The following is a 19,140-nucleotide window of genomic DNA, read 5'->3' on the forward strand; positions in this document are numbered from 1 at the left end:
TTATAGCAGGTTTCTTCGCGTTTACCCAAGCCCGCGCCACCGGCACTTCGTTGGCCGACGCCGCGGCCGGACACTCAAGGCCGTCGCAAATGATCCACCAGATGGACATCGCGCGCCGTCGGCTTCGGTCCGAGCAGGCTGCATACGATCGCCACCGCAAACCCCACGGGCACCCCGAACGCGCCTGCGCTGATGGGATCCACGCCCCACCACCGGGCGCCAACAAACCCCGTCAAACGCGTGAAGTACGGATACGTCGTCATGATGTAGTACACGCACACCGACAGCCCGCTGACCATGCCCAGCGTCGCGCCCACGCGGGTCGTCCGCTTCCAGAACACGCCCAGCACCAGCGCCGGAAACAGGCACGACGCCGCCAACGAAAACGCCGCCCCGACCAGAAACAGTATGTTCCCCAGTTTCAACGACGTCACGTAAGCCGCAAACATCGCCACGCACAGCAGCAGAATCTTGGACGTCGTCACCCGCTTCTGGGCCGATGCGCTCTGGTCGATCATGTGAAAATAAACGTCATGCGACAACGCGTTCGCAATCGTCAACAGCAAACCGTCCGCGGTCGACAACACCGCCGCCAATGCCCCTGCCGCCACCAATCCGGAAATCACATACGGCAACCCCGCGATCTCTGGCCCCGCCAGCACCAGCATGTCCGGCTGCATCCAGATCTCGCCCCACTGCACCACCCCATCGCGATAAACGTCCGACACATCCAGCTGCAACGGTGTCGCATGCCGCCACTGCACCACCCATGCCGGCAACGCATCGAACCTCGCACCGACCAGATGGAGCAGCACGTCGTACTTCAACATGACCGCCAACGCCGGCGCACTGATATACAGCAGCGCCACGAAAAACAAGGTCCACGCGACCGAACTTCGCGCGCCCTGGACCGTTCGTGTGGTCGCGTAACGGGTCAGAATGTGCGGCAAGCTCGCCGTCCCGATCATCAGGCACAGCATCAGCAAGAGAAAGTTCAAACGCTGCGACTGCCGCGCCCCCTCGTCTGCGGCCGGAAACGGTTCCGTCATCGCATGCGGCGGTTCCGACCGCGCCGTGTAGCTATTGTGCAGCGCCAACCACTGGTTCTGCGCATCCGCCACGTCGTGCGGGAAGGCGTCCAGCTTTGCCTCCAATACCTTGATGTCGCGCAGCGGCCCGTTGCGCCGCTTCGTGTCGAGCAGTTGCCGCTCCAGTGCTGCGCGCTCGAGATAGAAGCTGTCCGGCAAACCATCGAGCCGCCGCTGCATCTGCTCGGCCTGTTCGCGGTAGTAGTCCCTCACTTCGCGCTCAGGCTCGGAATCCAGCAGCTCACGCTCCAGCGCCTCCACCTTCAATAACGCCTGCCCGTACGTAAACTGCGGAAACCAGCCGTTGCCGGTCTGGTGCCCGATCCATGCCGTCGGCACCAGGAACGCCGCGATCATGATGATGTACTGCGCGACCTGGGTCCATGTGACCGCCCGCATGCCGCCCAGGAACGAACACACCAGAATCCCGGCAAGGCCGAAGAAGATGCCGACGGTAAATTCGACGCCGATGAACCGCGACGCGATCAGGCCTACGCCCTGGATCTGGGCGACGAGATACACGAAGGAACACAGAATCGTCGAGAACACGCCCAGCCCGCGCACCACGTTGCTGTCGTAACGCGTGCCCAGAAAATCCGGCAACGTATATCGCCCCATCTTGCGCAAATACGGCGCCAGAAGGAAGGCGACCAGGCAATACCCGCCCGTCCAGCCCATCACATACGCCAGCCCCTCGAAGCCGGAGACGTACAACGTACCCGCAAGCCCCATGAACGACGCCGCGCTCATCCAGTCCGCCGCGCACGCCATGCCGTTGAACACCGGCGGCACACGCCTGCCCGCGACGTAATACTCGGTCACGTCCGACGTCCGGGAGATCAGGCCGATCACCGCGTACACGGCGATCGTCACGAACAGGAACGCGTAGCCGATCCATACGCCCGGTCCGTTCGCGCGCTCGAGCATCGCGATCATGAGCACGAACGCAATCAGCCCCGCCGTGTAGTAGGCGTAATAACGAATGAGACGCCGTGTGAAAGTCATCGCCCGGACGACAACGCTGCATGGCGCGCCGCGCGAAGCGCATGCAGCTCACGCCGGTAATCCGCGTCGTTGCGACGCTGCACGAGCGCATACACGATGATCAAAACGATATCCACGAGGATCGACCCTTGCGCGGCCATATAGAACGGCAACGGCCAGCCGGCGAAGCGGATCGACGACCACTCGCGCGCCCAGAAGGGCGGAAGGAAGGTGACGCAGAACCCGATGACCAACAACACGGCCACCAGCCACAACGAGCGCCGCCAGTGCCGCCCGGCAACGTCGGCGGCTGCCGCATGCCAGTCGGCATCATGAAACGATGCCGCCTCATCGGGCGGCATCGCGTCAAACGCCGAGGATTGCGAAGTATGCGCCACCTGCGCGCAGTCCTTACTGCGCCTGCTTGAGTTGATCGAGAATCGCGGGATTCTCAAGCGTCGACGTGTCCTGCGTGATTTCCTCGCCCTTGGCAATCACGCGCAGCAGCCGGCGCATGATCTTGCCCGAACGCGTCTTCGGCAGGTTGTCGCCGAACCGGATGTCCTTCGGCTTGGCGATCGGGCCGATCTCCTTGCCCACCCAGTTGCGCAACTCCAGCGCCAGTTGCCTGGCTTCTTCGCCCGTCGGGCGGGCGCGCTTGAGCACCACGAACGCAACGATTGCCTCGCCCGTCGTTTCATCCGGGCGGCCCACGACTGCGGCCTCCGCCACGATCGGGTTCGCCACCAGCGCCGACTCGATTTCCATCGTGCCCATGCGGTGGCCCGAGACGTTCAACACGTCGTCGATCCGCCCCATGATCGTGAAGTAGCCGGTCTTGGCATCACGAATGGAACCGTCGCCCGCAAGATAGATCTTGCCGCCCAGCTCCGGTGGGAAGTAGCTCGTCTTGTAGCGCTCGGGGTCGCCCCAGATCGTACGGATCATTGCCGGCCAGGGACGCTTGATGACCAGCATGCCGCCCTGGCCATTCGGCACGTCGTGCCCGGTTTCGTCGACGACCGCCGCGGCCACGCCCGGCAACGGCAACGTGCACGAACCCGGCACCTGCGGCGTCGCGCCCGGCAGCGGCGAAATGATATGACCGCCGGTTTCCGTCTGCCACCACGTATCGACGATCGGGCAACGGCCGCCGCCCACGTTCTCGTAGTACCACATCCACGCTTCCGGATTGATCGGCTCGCCGACAGTCCCAAGAATGCGCAGGCTCGACAGGTCGTATCGCTTGGGATGGATCGCCTGATCCGCCTCGGCCGCCTTGATCAACGACCGGATCGCGGTCGGCGCGGTGTAGAACACGGTCGCCTTGTGACGCGCGATCATCTCCCAGAACCGGCCTGCATTCGGGTATGTCGGCACGCCTTCGAACACGATCTGCGTGGCGCCCACCGCGAGCGGGCCGTAGGCAATATACGTGTGCCCGGTGATCCAGCCGATGTCGGCCGTGCACCAGAAAACGTCGTCCGGCTTGATGTCGAAGGTCCACTGCATCGTGAGCGACGCCCACAGCAGGTAGCCGCCCGTGCTGTGCTGCACGCCCTTCGGCTTGCCGGTCGAGCCCGACGTATAGAGAACGAACAGCGGATGCTCCGCGCTCACCCACTCGGGCTCGCACGTCTCCGACTGCTGCGCCACCAGTTCCTGCAGCACTTCGTCGCGGCCAGCCTGCATCGCGACATTGCCGCCCGTACGCTTGTAGACGATCACGGACTTGACGGCATCACAGCCGCCCATGGCGAGCGCTTCGTCGACAATGGCCTTCAGGGGCAAGGCCTTGCCGCCGCGCATTTGCTCATCGGCCGTGACGATAGCCACGGCGCCGGCGTCGATGACGCGTTCGTTCAGGGATTTCGCCGAAAAGCCGCCAAAGACGACAGAGTGCGTCGCGCCGATCCGGGCGCACGCCTGCATGGCGACCACGCCTTCGATCGACATCGGCATGTAGATCACCACCCGGTCGCCCTTCTTGACGCCCTTGGCCTTCAGCGCATTGGCGAAACGGCTCACGCGGCCGAGCAGGTCCCGATAGGTCACGGGCGTGACGGTGCCGTCGTCGGCTTCGAACAGGATGGCGTTCTTGTCGCCGAGCCCGTTCTCGATCTGACGGTCGAGACAGTTATAGGAGGCGTTGATCAAGCCATCCTCGAACCACGTATAAAAGGGGGCACGGGATTCGTCGAGGACCTTCGTGAAGGGTTTTTTCCAACTCAGGTTCTCGCGCGCCTGACGCGCCCAGAACCCTTCGTAATCTTTGTCGGCCTCGGCGCAGAGTGCGTCGTAAGCGGCCATGCCCGAAATGCGGGCCTTTTCCACCAATGCCTGAGGCGGTGCGAACACGCGCTGCTCCTGCATTACGGATTCGATTGCTGCCATGAGTTGTCCCCTCTCTTATATGGAAATACAGAAATGCAAATCGCCGATAACGCCACATTAAGACGAACGGCTTACTAACGCCTTACACTGGCGCGAAACCGCGCTCTTCGCCGCGTCGGGACGTACGCGTCGTTCGGCGCGCCCCCGCCATAGGCGTGGCGCATTCGCTACAATCCTACTCGTTTCAGCCAAATCAGGCCATCGTGAATTTCGCCAATTTCCCGACGTTGTCCCTCGCCGTCGCCATGACCATCGTGGGGACCAACGTCGGCATCGGCAAGACGATGGTCGCGCTCATACCCGTCACGGCATTTGCGCTGCTGCGCTACGTGATCGCCGTGATCGCCCTGTCGCCGCGCTATCGGCCGTCCGCGATGCGCCGCGTTTCGGCCAACCAATGGTGGCATCTGCTGATCCAGACGTTCTTCGGCACGTTCCTGTTTACGCTGCTCATGCTCTACGGGGTCCGTCAGACGACGGCAACCGCCGCCGGCGTCATCACCGCGACCCTGCCCGCATGCGTCGCCCTCCTGTCGTGGGCGCTGCTGCGCGAGGCGCCGTCACGACGCGCACTCGTATCCATCGGCCTGGCCATCGCCGGCGTGGTGCTGCTGAACCTGTCGAAGGGCGCGTCTGCCGCCGGCCATGGCCCGGATGGCGCGGACAGCGGCGGTTCGTGGGTCGGCAACGCCTTCGTCCTGGGCGCAGTGTTCTGCGAAGCCGTCTACGTCATCGCCTCCAAACGCCTGTCGGCGCAACTGCCCGCGCTGGATATCTGCGCCTATACCCACCTGCTCGGCCTATGCCTGATGCTGCCCGTCGGCATCGGCGCGGTGTTGTCGACGGATTACAGCGTGCTTGGCGCCGGCAACTGGGCCATGCTGATCTGGTACGGGCTCGCGGCAAGCGTGTTCTCGTTCTTCCTGTGGATGCGCGGCATCCGTCACGTGCCGGCCCAGTTGGCGGGCGTGTTCACCGCAATGGTGCCCGTCTCCGCGACCGCTTACGGCGTGCTGTTCCTCGGGGAACGCCTCTCCCTGCCGCAAGGCGCCGCGCTGGCGCTCACGGTGACCGGCATCGTGCTGGCCGCCCTGCCCGCGGGAGCTCGCCGCGCCGTGTCCGGAAAGCCGTACTGACGCGGCCCGACCAGCGGGCGGTCACGATCGGCCGACCCGTTCCGCCGAGACGTTGTAAAATGCCGCCGGTATAAAGTGACCCACGGCAGCCTCGCCCAGGCGCCTGCGCCACTGCAACGAATCCCCACCAAACCGAGAAACTCATGTCTACCGTCATCAAAGAGGACGATCTGATCCAGAGCGTCGCCGGCGCCCTGCAGTACATCAGTTATTACCATCCCCTCGATTACATCCAGGCCCTCGGCCGCGCATACGAACTCGAAGAGAGCCCCGCCGCGCGCGACGCCATCGCCCAGATCCTGACCAACAGCCGCATGTGCGCCGAAGGCCGCCGTCCGCTGTGCCAGGACACCGGCATCGTGACGGTGTTCGTCAAGGTCGGCATGGATGTGCGCTGGGAAGCCAAGCGCAGCCTGACCGACATGATCAACGAAGGCGTGCGCCAAGCCTACCTGCATCCGGACAATGTGCTGCGCGCCTCGATCGTGGCGCCGCCGGAAGCCGGCCGCAAGAACACCAAAGACAACACGCCGGCCGTGATCCATTACGAGATCGTCGAAGGCAACAAGGTCGACATCACGGTCGCGGCCAAGGGCGGCGGCTCGGAGAACAAGTCCAAGTTCGTGATGCTGAACCCGTCCGATTCGATCGTCGACTGGGTGCTCAAGACAGTGCCGACGATGGGCGCCGGCTGGTGTCCGCCGGGCATGCTCGGCATCGGCATTGGCGGCACCGCGGAAAAGGCGATGGTGCTGGCCAAGGAATCGCTGATGGACCCGATCGACATTCAGGACGTGATCAAGCGCGGCCCGAACAGCTGGGTCGAAGAAATGCGGATCGAGTTGTTCGAGAAGGTCAACGCCCTCGGCATTGGCGCGCAGGGCCTCGGCGGCCTGGCCACGGTCCTCGACGTGAAGATTCTCGACTACCCGACGCATGCTGCGTCGAAGCCGGTCGCCATGATCCCGAACTGCGCGGCCACGCGCCACGCGCATTTCGTGCTGGACGGCTCGGGCCCGTCGCTGATCGCGCCGCCGCCGCTCGACGCCTGGCCGAATGTGCACTGGCAGCCCAACACCGAGACGAGCAAGCGCGTCAATCTCGATACGCTGACGCCGGAAGAAGTCACAAGCTGGAAGCCGGGCCAGACCCTGCTGCTCTCGGGCAAGATGCTCACGGGCCGCGACGCGGCCCACAAGCGTATCGCCGACATGCTCGCCAAGGGCGAGGCACTGCCGGTCGACTTCAAGGGCCGCGCGATCTACTACGTGGGTCCGGTCGACCCGGTGCGCGACGAAGTCGTCGGCCCGGCAGGCCCGACCACGGCCACGCGCATGGACAAGTTCACCGACATGATGCTGTCGAAGACGGGCTTGGCCGTGATGATCGGCAAGTCCGAACGCGGCCCGGCCGCGATCGAAGCCATCAAGCAGCACAAGGCCGCCTACCTGATGGCCGTTGGCGGTGCCGCTTACCTCGTGTCGAAAGCCATTCGCGCCGCACGTGTGCTCGCGTTCGATGACCTCGGGATGGAAGCGATCTACGAGTTCGACGTCCAGGACATGCCCGTGACCGTGGCGGTCGATTCGACCGGCGTGTCGGTGCACCAGACCGGACCGAAGGAATGGCAAGCCAGGATCGGCAAGATTCCGGTCGTCGCGTAACACGCATCGCCTGAACATCATGGCCCGGAAGTTCCGGGCCATTTTTTTGTCGCTTTTGCGCCTCGAAGCCGACGCATCGCAATACGAACAAGTCGCGTTACCATTCTCCCCTCGGTTCGCGAAAAGCCTTGCGGGGCTTGGCTTTCCGGCCATTTCAGGCTATCGTTGAACGGCTCGGAACATGAATCCTTCAGGAAAAAGAAAATGAAAGGCGATAAGAAAGTCATCGAACTGCTCAATGAGCAGTTGAAGAACGAATTGACGGCGATCAACCAGTACTTTCTGCATGCGCGCATGTACAACCACTGGGGCCTCGACAAGCTCGGCAAGCACGAGTACGACGAGTCGATCGGTGAAATGAAACACGCGGACAAACTGATCGAGCGCATCTTCATGCTCGATGGCCTGCCCAATCTGCAAGATCTGCACAAGCTCCTCATCGGCGAAGACACCAAGGAAATCCTTGGCTGCGACCTGAAGCTGGAGATGATTTCCCAGAAGACCTGCAAGGAAGGTATCGCCTATTGCGAGAAGGTCCATGACTACGTCTCGCGCGAAATCTTCAACGAAATCCTGCATGACACGGAAGAACACATCGACTGGCTGGAAACGCAGATCGAACTGATCGAGAAGGTCGGGCTTCAGAACTATCAGCAGTCGGGCATGACCTCCCTCGAAGGCTGAGCACAGCGAGGCTTTACGATAGAATGCATGGGCCGGCAAAACGCCGGCCCTTTTTTATGGTGCGAGCCGGTGCTCGGGCGACTTACGCCCTTCGGTTCGCCACTTTCACGACCACGCCAACAACATGCCCGCCAATTCGCCCATCGGTATCTTCGATTCCGGACTGGGCGGCCTGTCCGTTCTGCAGGCAGTCCGCAGCCTGCTGCCCCATGCGCCGCTGATCTATTGCGCCGACTCGCGCTACGCGCCCTATGGCGAGCGCACCGATGCGTTCCTCTCGGCGCGGACCGTCGCGATCGGCGACTGGCTGCGCGCGCAAGGCGCCAAGGCGTTGGTGGTCGCGTGCAATACGGCGACGGCCCATGGCATCGCCGCCTTGCGCGCGCAGGCCGAATGGCCGGTGATCGGCGTGGAACCCGGCATCAAGCCGGCAGCTCAGGCGAGCCGAAGCGGCGTGATCGGCGTATTGGCCACGGCAGCGACGCTGCGCAGTCAAAAATTCCAGCGCTTGCTTGCTGAACATACCAACGAAGGGCGGCGTTTCCTGTGCCAGCCGGGCCACGGACTCGTCGAATGCATCGAGGCAGGCGACATCGATTCGCCCGAGGTGATGAGTCTGCTTCAGACCTATCTCGCACCGATGCTCGATCAGGGTGTCGACACGCTGGTGCTGGGATGCACCCACTACCCGTTCCTGATCCCCGCCATCCGCAAGCTGACGGGCGACCGGCTCACGCTCGTCGACACCGGGGCGGCCATCGCCCGGCAGCTGGCGCGACAGCTGGCAGCCAACGGCCTGACGGCAGCAGAAAGCACGCCTCTGGCAGCGCCTGGCACACTGACGCTGTGCACGACGGCGGGGGCCTCCGCCTTGCAGACCATGGCCGACCGCCTGCTTGCGCAGGCCTCGGAAGTCCACACCGTCACGATCGAAGGCGTCAGCGCTTAGCGCACGCGCGTGCCCGGGCGCCGAACGCCCGCACTTGGGCCGCGCCATACCTATCCCCTATAAATCAACGACTTGCCATCGTTTTTTTCAATAAAAAAACGCGAAAAAAGACCCTGGATTTGGTGCGGAAACGCATTTTCCCTCTTGCAAAACCTCGCGACTTAAATAATAATTATTCTCATTAGTGTTACATTTTGGTTCTTGGCTATGATCGTTTGCGTCTGCAAGTCCGTTTCCGACCGCCAGATCAAGGCGTGTCTCGAGGCGGGCGCCAATTCGCTGGAAGATCTTCAGATCGATCTGGGCGTTGCGCTTTGCTGCGGCAAGTGCGGTCCGTACGTGCAGGAAATGCTCGACGGCGTGCCGTCGTGCTGTGGCCGTGGTTGTGGCGGCGCGTGCAGTTCGGTCGATGCAGGTGACACAGCCACGCAGGTCGTGGTCATGCAGGAACTCGCTCTGGCGGCGTAAGATACGGCCAGGCGCTCTCCACGTCGGTCGGGCGCACCGTTATCGCTGCGTCGCATCGCAATCCCCCGTTTCATGCCGCTGCGGCAGTGAATGCAGCGGTCACCAGCCAGCCATGGGCGCCCGCATACGTGCTGCCATGCGCCAGCCAGCGACTCGTTCGACATCTTGCGGAGGTGTGAGATGGAACTCCTGATTGGCTTTGTCTCGACGTTATGCATATCCTTTTTCCTGTTTCGCAGATGACGTCTGCGTTTGCTGACGGATCGCACGTCGTACCGACCGCGCCTCACGGGCGCGGTTTTCCGTTGATCGGTCACCTGATTTCCGCCGTGGAGTCTTTGCGCGCGCCGCCAAGCCGTTAATATGTCGACTGTGCCCCCCGTAACCCTGGCGTTGGCGCCGGCCCGCGATACCATGCAGGATTCCCTGTTTTCGCCGCGTACGATGACGGTCGTGGGCGTGATCGTCGCCGCGCACCTGGCAGCGCTGTTCGGCCTCGCCCATTTGAACAAACCCGCCCCGGCCACGATCGAACCCACAACGTTTACCGCGACGATCATTCCGCTGCCACCGGCGCCGCAGCCGACGCCCGCGCTGCCCAAGCCGCAGCCGGAGCCGCCCAAGCCGCAGGTGGCGACGGCGACGCCGCCCCCGAAGCCGCGCGTGCAGCCGAAGAACACGATCACGCAGAAGGCGGCGCCCGAGACACCGCCGGCGCCCACCGCGCCGACCGCACCGGCCGAGCCGGTGAAGGATGCTGCGCCGCCGGCGCCGGTGGCGCCGCCTGTGGTCGCACCAGCGCCGTCGGGGCCGGTCGAAGGATTGAAAGTGAGCTGCGACGAGCGCGTGCCGGTCTATCCGACCCAGTCGCGTCGCATCGGCGAGGAAGGCACGGTGCAGATTCGCATGATCATCGACGAACGCGGCGTAGTGTCGAGCGCATCGGTCGTCAAGTCGAGCGGCTTCGCGCGTCTCGACCAGGCCGCCAAGGATGCGGCGCTGGCCATTCGCTGCAAGCCGCCCGTGTCCGGCGGGCGCGTCGTGTCGGCCGCCGCAGTGAAGCCGTATAACTTCCGTATCAGCGATTAACGAACGCGCACTTCCGAGGAACGCAAAATGCAAGAGTATGGTTTGAGCCACGTTTGGGAGCAGGGGGACTTTGTCACCCGCGCCATCGCGATCGTGCTGCTGGTCATGTCGGTGCTGTCCTGGACTGTCATCATCATCAAGGGCACGCAGATGTTCCGTCTGGGCCGCGTCACGAAGAACGCCGAGCAGCAGTTCTGGCACTCGGAGAATTTTGCCGCCGGCATGCAGCAGCTCGGCGAAGTGCGCGGCTACAATCCGTTCCTCGCGCTGGCTCTCGCCGGCCAGGATGCCGCGGAACATCACCGTCAAAGCCAGCCGCATCTGCATGACCGCATGGACATCAGCGACTGGATCACGCGTTGCCTGAAGAATTCGGTGGACGACACCGTCTCTCATCTGCAGAGCGGCCTCGCCGTCCTGGCGTCAATCGGCTCGACCTCGCCATTCGTCGGGCTGTTCGGCACGGTGTGGGGCATTTATCACGCGCTGCTGTCCATCGGCGCCTCGGGCCAGACGACGATCGACAAGGTCGCGGGTCCGGTCGGTGAAGCCCTGATCATGACGGCATTCGGCCTGTTCGTGGCGATTCCGGCGGTGCTCGGCTACAACGCGCTGACGCGCGGCAACAAGAGCCTGCTGATGAAGCTGAACCGCTTCGCACACAGCCTGCACGCATACTTCGTAACCGGCGCGAGCCTGCATTCGACGCAATTCGCCGCCGTCGGCAACGTGACGCCGGTGCGCAAGCCGAATCCGGCGAGCACCAACTAAGTCCGCCGACGCAAGGAGTTCGCCATGGCCATGGGTTCTTACGGGGACGACAACACCGATGACGGGATGATGAGCGAGATCAACATGACGCCGCTGGTAGACGTCATGCTGGTGTTGCTGATCATCTTCATCGTGACGCTGCCGGTCCTCAACCACGCCGTCAAGCTCGACCTGCCGCAGGCAAGCAGCCGGCCGGAAGAGACGAAGCCGACCAAGATCGATGTGTCGATCCAGGCCGACGGCAAGATCTTCTGGGACAAACAGCCGATCGACGACGCCACGCTGCACGATCGCATCACGGCGGCAGCGCATGCCGAGCCTCAACCGGAACTGCATCTGTTTGCCGACAAGAATGTGCGCTACGAAAGCGTGGCGAAGGTGCTGGCCGACGCGCAGTCAGCGGGTTTGACGAAGCTCGGCTTCGTAACGGAGCCCAATCGGAAGTAACGCCGGGCGTCGCGAGACGTTCCAGACGCGCGGCCCATTCCCGGGCCGCGCGTTTTCGTTTACGGATCTGCCGGCACCGAATCCAGAAACTTTGCCGCCGATTGTTCCAATCCCGCAACAATCCTTCCTGTGCACGGGGGCTAATCACCGTGGGGGCCGTCCCGATATAGTCGTGACATGGACTTCGCCGCGCCCATCGCGGGTGCGGGCCCCACAAGGAGAATCGTCTCATGAGCAACCCGCAAACCGGCCGCACGGTCTCGCGCGTCTTCACCGCCGCCCAGACGCAGGAGGGGGCCGGCTTCCACGTCAATCGCCCCTTTCCGACGCGCATGCTGGCGGACTTCGATCCGTTCCTGCTGCTCGACGAGATGGGTCCGATGCAAATCGCTCCCGGCAATGCCAAGGGCGCCCCGGATCACCCCCATCGCGGCTTCGAAACCGTCACGTATCTGCTTGCCGGTGAATTGGAGCACAAGGACTCGCGCGGCCATGCCGGCCGGCTGACGCCGGGTGACGTGCAATGGATGACCGCAGGCGCCGGCGTGGTCCACTCGGAAATGCCTTCGCAGGCATTCCAGCAATCCGGCGGCGCCATGCACGGATTTCAGCTCTGGGTGAACCTGCCGCGAACCGACAAGATGATGGCGCCGCGCTATCAGGAATTGCCGGCGGCCAACATTCCGACCGCGCAGAGCCGGGACGGCAAAGTCTCCGTGCGCGTGATCGCGGGCGAGGCCCTCGGGACACGTGCAGCCATCAAGACGCGTACGCCGATTCTCTACCAGCACTTCACGCTGCAACCGGGCGGCGTGCTCGAACACGCGGTGCCTGCGGACTTCAACGTATTCGCATACGTCATCGAGGGCACCGGCCGCTTCGGCGCGCAAGCGTTGAGCGCTCATGCACGCCAGATGGTCGTGTTCGACCACGACGGTGTTGACTTGACCGTGCGCAACGACGGCGATGCACCGCTGTCGTTCCTGCTCATCGGCGGCCGGCCGCTGAACGAACCCGTCGCACGCTACGGCCCGTTCGTCATGAATACCGAAGACGAAATCCGTCAGGCCATCCTCGATTTCCAGGCCGGACGCATGGGCCAGATCCGCGCCTGAATCCCGGATTTGGGCGACAATGTCGCCATCGGCGGTCGTCGTCCGGGCGAAACGCTGCGACGACGGCCGTTTTGTTTCCGCCGTATGATCCATTCATGCACACCGCCAACGCGCTGTGCACTTTCAGGAGCCTTTCATGGCCGAATCGACCGTCACCGCCCACCTGGGCCGCACCGGCTTTACAACCCTGCTCTCCGACGGCACACACCAGTGGAAAGCCGATGAACCGGCTGACATTGGCGGCGCCGATCTCGGCCCGGTGCCGTCGGCGCTGCTGCTGTCGAGCCTGGGCGCGTGCACGTCGATCACCTTGCAAATGTATGCGCGGCGCAAGGAATGGCCGCTGGAAAACGTGGAAGTTACACTGAGCATGAATCCGGAAGGCAAGCCGGCCGGCGGCGGCACGCAAATCAGGCGGCACATCGTCGTGACAGGCACCCTCTCCGAAGAACAACGCGATCGCCTGCTGGAAGTGGCCAATGCATGCCCGATTCACAAGGTGTTGTCGGGCACGATCGCCATCGACACCGCGCTGACCACCTGATATCCGCCGCGCCCGTCGCGCGGCAATGTTGCACCGACGCTTTAAGGGGAAATCTTGCAGTACGAACACCTGATCGAGGTCAATGACCTCCTGAACCCGCTGACCTTGGCCTTGACCCGCGAGCAACTCTGGCAAGGCCTTGTGCTGCGCGCCGAACAGCCGGAAATGTTCGTGCTGGGCCTGGATGAATGCATCATCCACAAGCGCGTAGGGGCAACGCTTGAGCGCGAGTTGCGATTCGGCCAGGCGACCATCCTCGACCGCGTCGTGCTCACGCCGCTGCAATCGGTGCGCTATGAAACTGCTGCCACCGATGAGCATGCCGGCGGCACGCTCACCATGACCATCGAGGAACCATCCGAACACCGCCTGTTCGTGCGCTTCACGTATTCGACCACGCTGTCGGAAGTACAGACGCCGGGCGATCCCCGCTACAGCGAATTCGTGAAGTCGGCCTACCGGGAAGCCGACCTCGATACCGTACGGCGTATCCGGGAACTCGGCGAAGGCGGCCGGCTGGGCTGACGCGCCTCTGGCAACACAGTTAGCAAAGGGCTATGGCGGATGAAATCCACATAGCCAAATTCAAATTTAAATGGGAATGATTCTCATTTAATATTCACCTCACAGTCAGCCACACGGAAAGCGACATGAGCTTGAACCACACGCCAGGACGCCAGGCCACTTCGGCCACCGCGCCGCGCCGCACCCTTTCAGTGTCGCGCAGCAACGCGACCGCCGAAGTGTCAGCCAAGCCGGTGCATGTCGGCAACCGCGCAAACGGCCGTGCGCTGACAAGCGAACACCTGCTGCAGGGCACACAGTGCGTGAATATCCTGCATAACGGTCAGACGTACCAGCTGCGCGCCACACGCTACGGCAAGCTGATCCTGACCAAGTAACGAATTTTGCCGGCTGCGCGCAGATGCGGCGCAGCCGGCTTCACCGAGTTTTGTGGGGACCACCTCTCAGAGGTGTTTGGCAGTAGCCAGCGAACGCAACGCAATCCCATGTAGTTACGGCAAGCCCCTCTCTACCTGCGTTGCGCGCCAGCCATGCCGCTTTTTGTCAGACCACCAACTTGGCGATCCCGGCCTTGGCGATCTGCGCGTCTTGCGACGACTGCACGCCCGAGACGCCGACCGCCCCGATCACCTGCGAATCCACGATGATGGGCACACCGCCTTCGAGCATCGCCGTAAACGGCGCGCTCAGGAACGCATAGCGGCCTTCATTGATCATCTTTTCAAACGCGCCGCTTTCCTTTCGTCCGACGGCGGCCGTTTGCGCCTTGCCCAACGACACCATGGCAGTGCTCGGCGCGGCGCCATCCATACGGAACATCGACAGGGCATGACCGCCGTCGTCGACGATCGTGATGCACACATTCCAGCCGTTGGCAGCAGCTTCGGCGACGGCAGCAGCGTTGATGGCCTGCACGTCGGCAGCGGTCAGTACGGGTTTGGTTTTCATACAAAGACTCTCTCTACGTCAGGTGAGGAAAACAAATCACAGGTAATCAATGGCCGACGGCCATCGCCATCCATTCGCGCATCGCGTTGCGCGTCTGCAGGAGCCCGGCCAACGTCGGCCACAGGCCCGAAGCGGTTTCGGCATCGAGGGGACGGCCGAAGCCACAGGGCGCCGGAATAACGGTCAACCCGACACGCCGGAAATGCTCGATCGACCGGCGCATGTGCCAGCCATGGGTCACGAGATAGATCCGCGTGATGCCGCTGTTCGTCAGCATCGCTGCACTGAAGGCCGCATTTTGCGCCGTGTTGCCCGATTGCGCTTCCACCCAGCGCACCGGCAAACCATACTCCTGTTCGAGCGCGTTCTGCATCAGTTTCGCTTCGGCAATCGGAAAGCCGCTCGGCGCGCCGCCGGAGACCAGTATCGGCAAATGGGTATGACGCGCCAGAAACGCGGCGTAGCGGGTACGCTCGAGGGAATAACGGTTCAGATTGGCGCTCTGCGCATCTCCGTACTCCGCGGCCTCGGTCTCGATGCCGCCGCCGAGAATGACAATGGCTTGCGGCAGTGTCTGGTCGGCATTTCCGGCATTCGCTGCACTCGCGGCAAACGCGCGGTCGAGCGCCGCCGGATCAAGCGGCTTCGCCACCCGCAGGCCGCGCTCGATTTCGTCCGCCACGCGCGGCGCCGCCTGCAGCCACAGTGCGACCATGGCGAGCACGGCCAACCCGCGCCCCACGCGCGGCCGGCGCCGCACCACGGCGATCGCCAGCAGGCCAAGCACGATCACATTGGCCGGCGGGAGAAACAAGCTCACAACGAGATTTCGGACAAGCCAGTCGGTAAACATCCGTCGAGTGTACTGGACCGGGATACGCGGCGCATCAGTTGTCTATGATATTTCTTATGTCGATAGCCACGACATACGCCTGCACGGCGGCATGCCATGAAAAAAGCGGCCTGAATGAAGGCCGCTTTCGCAGATAACTCGCATTCCCCGGACCCGATTACCAGAGCCAGAACATCAGCAGCCAGAGCCAGTTGACGAGCGCCAGCGCTGCCACGATACCGGTCATGCCGGCAACACGGCGCAACCATGATGTCGCGTGGCGTCCTGTCACGCGCCAGCCAAGCCACAGGCTCCAGAGCGTGGTGGCCGCCAGAATCGCCGCGCGCACATCGTTGGCCCACCCGACCGGAAGATGCTCGGCGCGCAGGAGATTGATCGTGGTGGCGGACAGACCGATGAACACGCCAGCGCCCGCGATCGGGATCAGGGCTTGCACGAGATGGTTGAAACGCGCCGTGCGCCAGGGGCCCATCGCACGGTTCGTCACGGCGAAGATCGCACTGAACGCAAGACCGAGCACCAACCCGTTGCCCAGAATGTAAGCGACGACGAGCGCGCCATCGAGCCAGCTGAAGACATCGTTCTGCGCCGGGTAGTTGGTAAACACCCACCACGGCGCGTTGGTCTCGAACGGCCACATGATGTTGCGATCGATCAGCCAGGTCGCGAGCATCTCCTTGACGTAGACGAACCATGGATTCACCGTCCAGTGGAACGCGCCGATCGCGACGCCGAGCAGGCCGAACATCAGCAGCGTGCTGTCCCAGAGGCTGTTGTGGTCCTTGTCGCCGAACGTGACGATCTCTTCCGACGGCGAGCGGCCCGCCAGCGCGATCGCACCGCGGTGTCCGGCGCAGCGGCCGCACATGTGGCAGTCGGCCGCGCCCTTCATATTACGCAGCGGCACGAGCGGCGCGCAATTGACCGGAATGATCTTGCGTCCATTGGTGTGGTACGACGCACGCCAGGCGGCTTCGTTGACCTTGAAATGGAACGGCGAGAGGCGGGACAGCAGCGAGAACACGCCGTTGACCGGGCACAGGTACTTGCACCAGACACGCTTGTCGCGGCCGTAGAAATAGCCGACCACCATGGCGCCGACGGTCGAGCCGCCGAGCACCAGCAGCACGGCTTTCGGATATTGGTAGACGGACACCATCTGCCCGTACAGCGTGGTGCCGGCAAATGCCACGAACGGCCAGCCGCCCCAGCGCATCCAGCGCGGAATCGCCCAGCCGCGGCCATGACGGCTCGCGAACTCGGAAAGCGTGCCTTCGGGACACAGCACGCCGCACCAGACACGCCCCAACAACACCATGCTGATGAGCACGAACGGCCACCAGATACCCCAGAACACGAATTGCGCAAAGACGGTGAGGTGGGTCCAGATGTGCGCCGTCTCGTCGGGCAGCGGCAGGAACACCGGCACCCCGATCAGGAATGCGTAGGCGAGGACCACGACCCATTGCACGCCACGGATCCAATTCCCGTGGCGTTGCATCCACAGTCCGACGCGCGGCACAAACGCGGGGACGGGAACCGCGATGCTCATGCTGTCTTCGCCTGTTTGGCCGGTGCGGCGGCATGGCGCAGCAGGCCCCAGATGAAGACCCAGTACACGGCGTAGACGACCAGGTTCATCAAGGCCGGATGGGCGCGATAGCCGGTCAGGATGGCGACCAGATTGCCAAACGGGCTGGCGTCATCGAGCAGTGCCGACATATTCCACACCTGATCGACGATCGGTGGCACCAGATCGAGCGATATCAGCTTGTCGAGACCGAACATCAGCAGGCCGGCCGCCAGGAACAGCAGCATGATTTCCGTGACCTTGAAGAACAGGCGCCACGAGAAAATCCTGCCCCCCAGTTGCAGCAACCAGAAGGTGAGGATCGCAAGACCAAGGCCAATCAGCACGGCGAGCCACAGCGACATCGGCACACTGCCGGACTGGCCGAAACCGATGCCATATAGGAAGATGGCCGTCTCGCTGCCTTCGCGCGCGATGGCCAGCGCCACCAGCACCAGCACGCCCCACCAGTTGGCGTCGTCGTGACTCTTCTTGAGGGACGACTCCATGTCACGCTTGAGCGTGCGGCCGTGCCGTCGCATCCAGAACACCATCTGCACGATCAGCACGGCGGCGACCAGCACCATCGCGGTCTGGAAATAATCCTGCGCATCGCCCGACAGCACCTCGGTGAAACCCACCAACGCAGCGCCGAGACCGACAGCGGCAAGAACGCCGATGGCAACACCGGCCCACAGGTACGGCAATCCCTTGCGCGCGCCGTGCTCGGGATTGGCCAGCCAGGCGTGGAGAATGCCGGCGACCAACAATGCCTCGACGCTTTCGCGCCAGACGATGAACATGACCTGACCCATCGAATTACCCCTACTAGTTCGCTACCTGCGCGGTCGTATTCGACGATCCGCGCCCTCGCTAAAAGCCATACCCGACTTACTTGGCGACAATCACGCCCTGTGCGGTCTGCATGTGAAAATCGTCAAAGAACTTGTACTCGCCCGGTTGCAGCGGTGCGATCACGACAAACGACTGTGCCCCCGGCGCGAGCACCTTTTCCTTGCGCAGCTGAATACTCTCGAACTCCACGGCCGAGGTGCCCGTGTTGAACACTTCGATCTTGATACGCGTGCCGGCCGGCACTTCGATGCGCGCCGGATTGAGCACGCCGTCCTTCATTTCCAGCTTGAAAGTCGGCAGGTCGGCGGCGTGCGCCGGCGCCAAACCGCCCAATGCGAACAGGGCTGCGGTCGTCGACACGAGGCGCGCGATGCGCTGATTCATTCATCCACTCCAAACGAAAACAGCGCTGGCCAATGGCCAACGCTGCAGTACATGCGGGTCGCTTAGTAGCCGCCCTTCTTGCCGACACCGGCGAACGTGAAATCATAGCTGGTCTGGAACGGCTTGAACCACGGGCCCACGCCGGTTTCCTTGTCGACGTGACGACCGAAATGCGTATGCGGATCGGCCGACGGCGGCTGCACGGTCAGCTTCAGCGTGTACTTGCCCGGGCCGTCGAGCTTCACGTTGTCGCCGTAGTGCGGACCATCGCTTGCGACCATCGGCATCAGATCGCCCGAGATAACCTTGTTGGAGCCGGCTTTCTTCAGTTCGTACTTCACGACCAGGGCCGGCACCCAATCGCCTTCCGCATAACCATTGGGATTGTCCTTGACGGCTTTGATGTCCGCTTCCAGATGGATATCGGACAACTCCGCCTTGCGCATCATGCCCTCGGGTTCCATCTTGATCGGCTGCAGGTACACGGCCGCAACTTCCATGCCGTTAGCGTGCTGCGGCTTGCCGATCGGATATTCAGCAGCCTGCGCCGCAACAGCGGCGCCGGTGAGCAGCACCGCTGCCACGAGGGATTTCAAGCGCATAGAGACTCCACGAGAATTAGAACTTAATGCAAACCATTCTCAATAAGTTTAGCACTTTCATCCTGTGGAG

At 63.1% G+C, this 19,140-nt stretch carries 21 protein-coding genes; 12 read left to right on the forward strand and 9 right to left on the reverse strand.

Annotated elements, in window-relative coordinates:
• Positions 1-74: 74 nt before the first annotated feature.
• From PTE30175_RS12635 to acs, 3 genes are read right to left on the reverse strand one after another with little or no spacing between them, the layout of a single operon-like run.
• A complete protein-coding gene (locus PTE30175_RS12635; protein ID WP_150697400.1) occupies positions 75-2,093 on the reverse strand; it encodes a sodium:solute symporter family protein in 2,019 nt (672 codons plus the stop codon).
• Positions 2,090-2,470 carry a DUF4212 domain-containing protein gene (locus PTE30175_RS12640; protein WP_224788744.1) on the reverse strand — a complete coding sequence of 127 codons (381 nt, stop codon included), beginning with the start codon at positions 2,468-2,470 and terminating at the stop codon, positions 2,090-2,092. Before PTE30175_RS12640 ends, PTE30175_RS12635 begins: the two co-directional genes overlap by 4 nt.
• A 13-nt stretch (positions 2,471-2,483) precedes the next feature.
• On the reverse strand, positions 2,484-4,466 hold the full coding sequence (acs, locus tag PTE30175_RS12645; protein WP_150697401.1) for an acetate--CoA ligase: 1,983 nt from the start codon (positions 4,464-4,466) through the stop codon (positions 2,484-2,486).
• Between the two features lie 203 nt (positions 4,467-4,669).
• Here acs and PTE30175_RS12650 point away from each other — a divergent pair, with 203 nt between their 5' ends.
• The 12 genes from PTE30175_RS12650 (at position 4,670) to hemP (ending at position 14,235) form a co-directional block, all read left to right on the forward strand.
• Positions 4,670-5,602 carry a DMT family transporter gene (locus PTE30175_RS12650; protein ID WP_224788745.1) on the forward strand — a complete coding sequence of 311 codons (933 nt, stop codon included), beginning with the start codon at positions 4,670-4,672 and terminating at the stop codon, positions 5,600-5,602.
• A 143-nt stretch (positions 5,603-5,745) separates the two neighbouring features.
• Positions 5,746-7,266 carry a fumarate hydratase gene (locus tag PTE30175_RS12655; RefSeq protein ID WP_150697402.1) on the forward strand — a complete coding sequence of 507 codons (1,521 nt, stop codon included), beginning with the start codon at positions 5,746-5,748 and terminating at the stop codon, positions 7,264-7,266.
• A gap of 204 nt (positions 7,267-7,470) precedes the next feature.
• On the forward strand, positions 7,471-7,950 hold the full coding sequence (gene bfr / locus PTE30175_RS12660; protein WP_150697403.1) for a bacterioferritin: 480 nt from the start codon (positions 7,471-7,473) through the stop codon (positions 7,948-7,950).
• 124 nt (positions 7,951-8,074) lie between these two features.
• Positions 8,075-8,899 (forward strand): glutamate racemase, encoded by an 825-nt coding sequence (gene murI / locus PTE30175_RS12665; RefSeq protein ID WP_150697404.1) that lies wholly within the window; start codon positions 8,075-8,077, stop codon positions 8,897-8,899.
• Between the two features lie 207 nt (positions 8,900-9,106).
• The gene (locus tag PTE30175_RS12670; RefSeq protein ID WP_150697405.1) at positions 9,107-9,367 is read left to right on the forward strand and encodes a (2Fe-2S)-binding protein; all 261 of its coding nucleotides are present in this window, start codon (positions 9,107-9,109) and stop codon (positions 9,365-9,367) included.
• Positions 9,368-9,730: 363 nt separating this feature from the next.
• Positions 9,731-10,456: an energy transducer TonB gene (locus PTE30175_RS12675; protein ID WP_150697406.1), complete on the forward strand. Its 726-nt coding sequence runs from the start codon at positions 9,731-9,733 to the stop codon at positions 10,454-10,456.
• 27 nt (positions 10,457-10,483) lie between these two features.
• Positions 10,484-11,227, forward strand: coding sequence for a MotA/TolQ/ExbB proton channel family protein (locus PTE30175_RS12680; protein ID WP_150697407.1), 744 nt, complete (start codon positions 10,484-10,486; stop codon positions 11,225-11,227).
• 24 nt (positions 11,228-11,251) lie between these two features.
• Positions 11,252-11,674 carry an ExbD/TolR family protein gene (locus tag PTE30175_RS12685; protein ID WP_150697408.1) on the forward strand — a complete coding sequence of 141 codons (423 nt, stop codon included), beginning with the start codon at positions 11,252-11,254 and terminating at the stop codon, positions 11,672-11,674.
• Between the two features lie 230 nt (positions 11,675-11,904).
• Complete coding sequence (locus PTE30175_RS12690; protein WP_150697409.1) at positions 11,905-12,789, forward strand: pirin family protein; 885 nt, start codon at positions 11,905-11,907, stop codon at positions 12,787-12,789.
• A gap of 136 nt (positions 12,790-12,925) precedes the next feature.
• A complete protein-coding gene (locus tag PTE30175_RS12695) occupies positions 12,926-13,333 on the forward strand; it encodes an OsmC family protein (RefSeq protein WP_150697410.1) in 408 nt (135 codons plus the stop codon).
• Between the two features lie 54 nt (positions 13,334-13,387).
• Entirely contained in the window at positions 13,388-13,858 is a 471-nt protein-coding gene (locus PTE30175_RS12700) for an SRPBCC family protein (RefSeq protein ID WP_150697411.1), read from the forward strand.
• Between the two features lie 125 nt (positions 13,859-13,983).
• A complete protein-coding gene (gene hemP, locus PTE30175_RS12705) occupies positions 13,984-14,235 on the forward strand; it encodes a hemin uptake protein HemP (protein ID WP_150697412.1) in 252 nt (83 codons plus the stop codon).
• 166 nt (positions 14,236-14,401) lie between these two features.
• On the opposite strand, the gene PTE30175_RS12710 is transcribed toward hemP, so the two are convergent.
• The 6 genes from PTE30175_RS12710 to PTE30175_RS12735 form a co-directional block, all read right to left on the reverse strand.
• On the reverse strand, positions 14,402-14,806 hold the full coding sequence (locus PTE30175_RS12710) for a GlcG/HbpS family heme-binding protein (RefSeq protein WP_150697413.1): 405 nt from the start codon (positions 14,804-14,806) through the stop codon (positions 14,402-14,404).
• Between the two features lie 46 nt (positions 14,807-14,852).
• Positions 14,853-15,626: a YdcF family protein gene (locus PTE30175_RS12715; RefSeq protein ID WP_150697414.1), complete on the reverse strand. Its 774-nt coding sequence runs from the start codon at positions 15,624-15,626 to the stop codon at positions 14,853-14,855.
• 190 nt (positions 15,627-15,816) lie between these two features.
• Complete coding sequence (locus tag PTE30175_RS12720; protein WP_420819630.1) at positions 15,817-17,262, reverse strand: 4Fe-4S binding protein; 1,446 nt, start codon at positions 17,260-17,262, stop codon at positions 15,817-15,819.
• Complete coding sequence (locus PTE30175_RS12725) at positions 17,208-18,044, reverse strand: FTR1 family iron permease (protein ID WP_150697416.1); 837 nt, start codon at positions 18,042-18,044, stop codon at positions 17,208-17,210. Before PTE30175_RS12725 ends, PTE30175_RS12720 begins: the two co-directional genes overlap by 55 nt.
• 76 nt (positions 18,045-18,120) lie before the next feature.
• Entirely contained in the window at positions 18,121-18,468 is a 348-nt protein-coding gene (locus PTE30175_RS12730; protein WP_150697417.1) for a cupredoxin domain-containing protein, read from the reverse strand.
• A 62-nt stretch (positions 18,469-18,530) separates the two neighbouring features.
• Positions 18,531-19,070: an iron transporter gene (locus PTE30175_RS12735; RefSeq protein WP_150697418.1), complete on the reverse strand. Its 540-nt coding sequence runs from the start codon at positions 19,068-19,070 to the stop codon at positions 18,531-18,533.
• Between the last annotated feature and the right edge of the window lie 70 nt (positions 19,071-19,140).

It is taken from the genome of Pandoraea terrae (genome assembly GCF_902459695.1).
GTDB lineage: Bacteria > Pseudomonadota > Gammaproteobacteria > Burkholderiales > Burkholderiaceae > Pandoraea > Pandoraea terrae.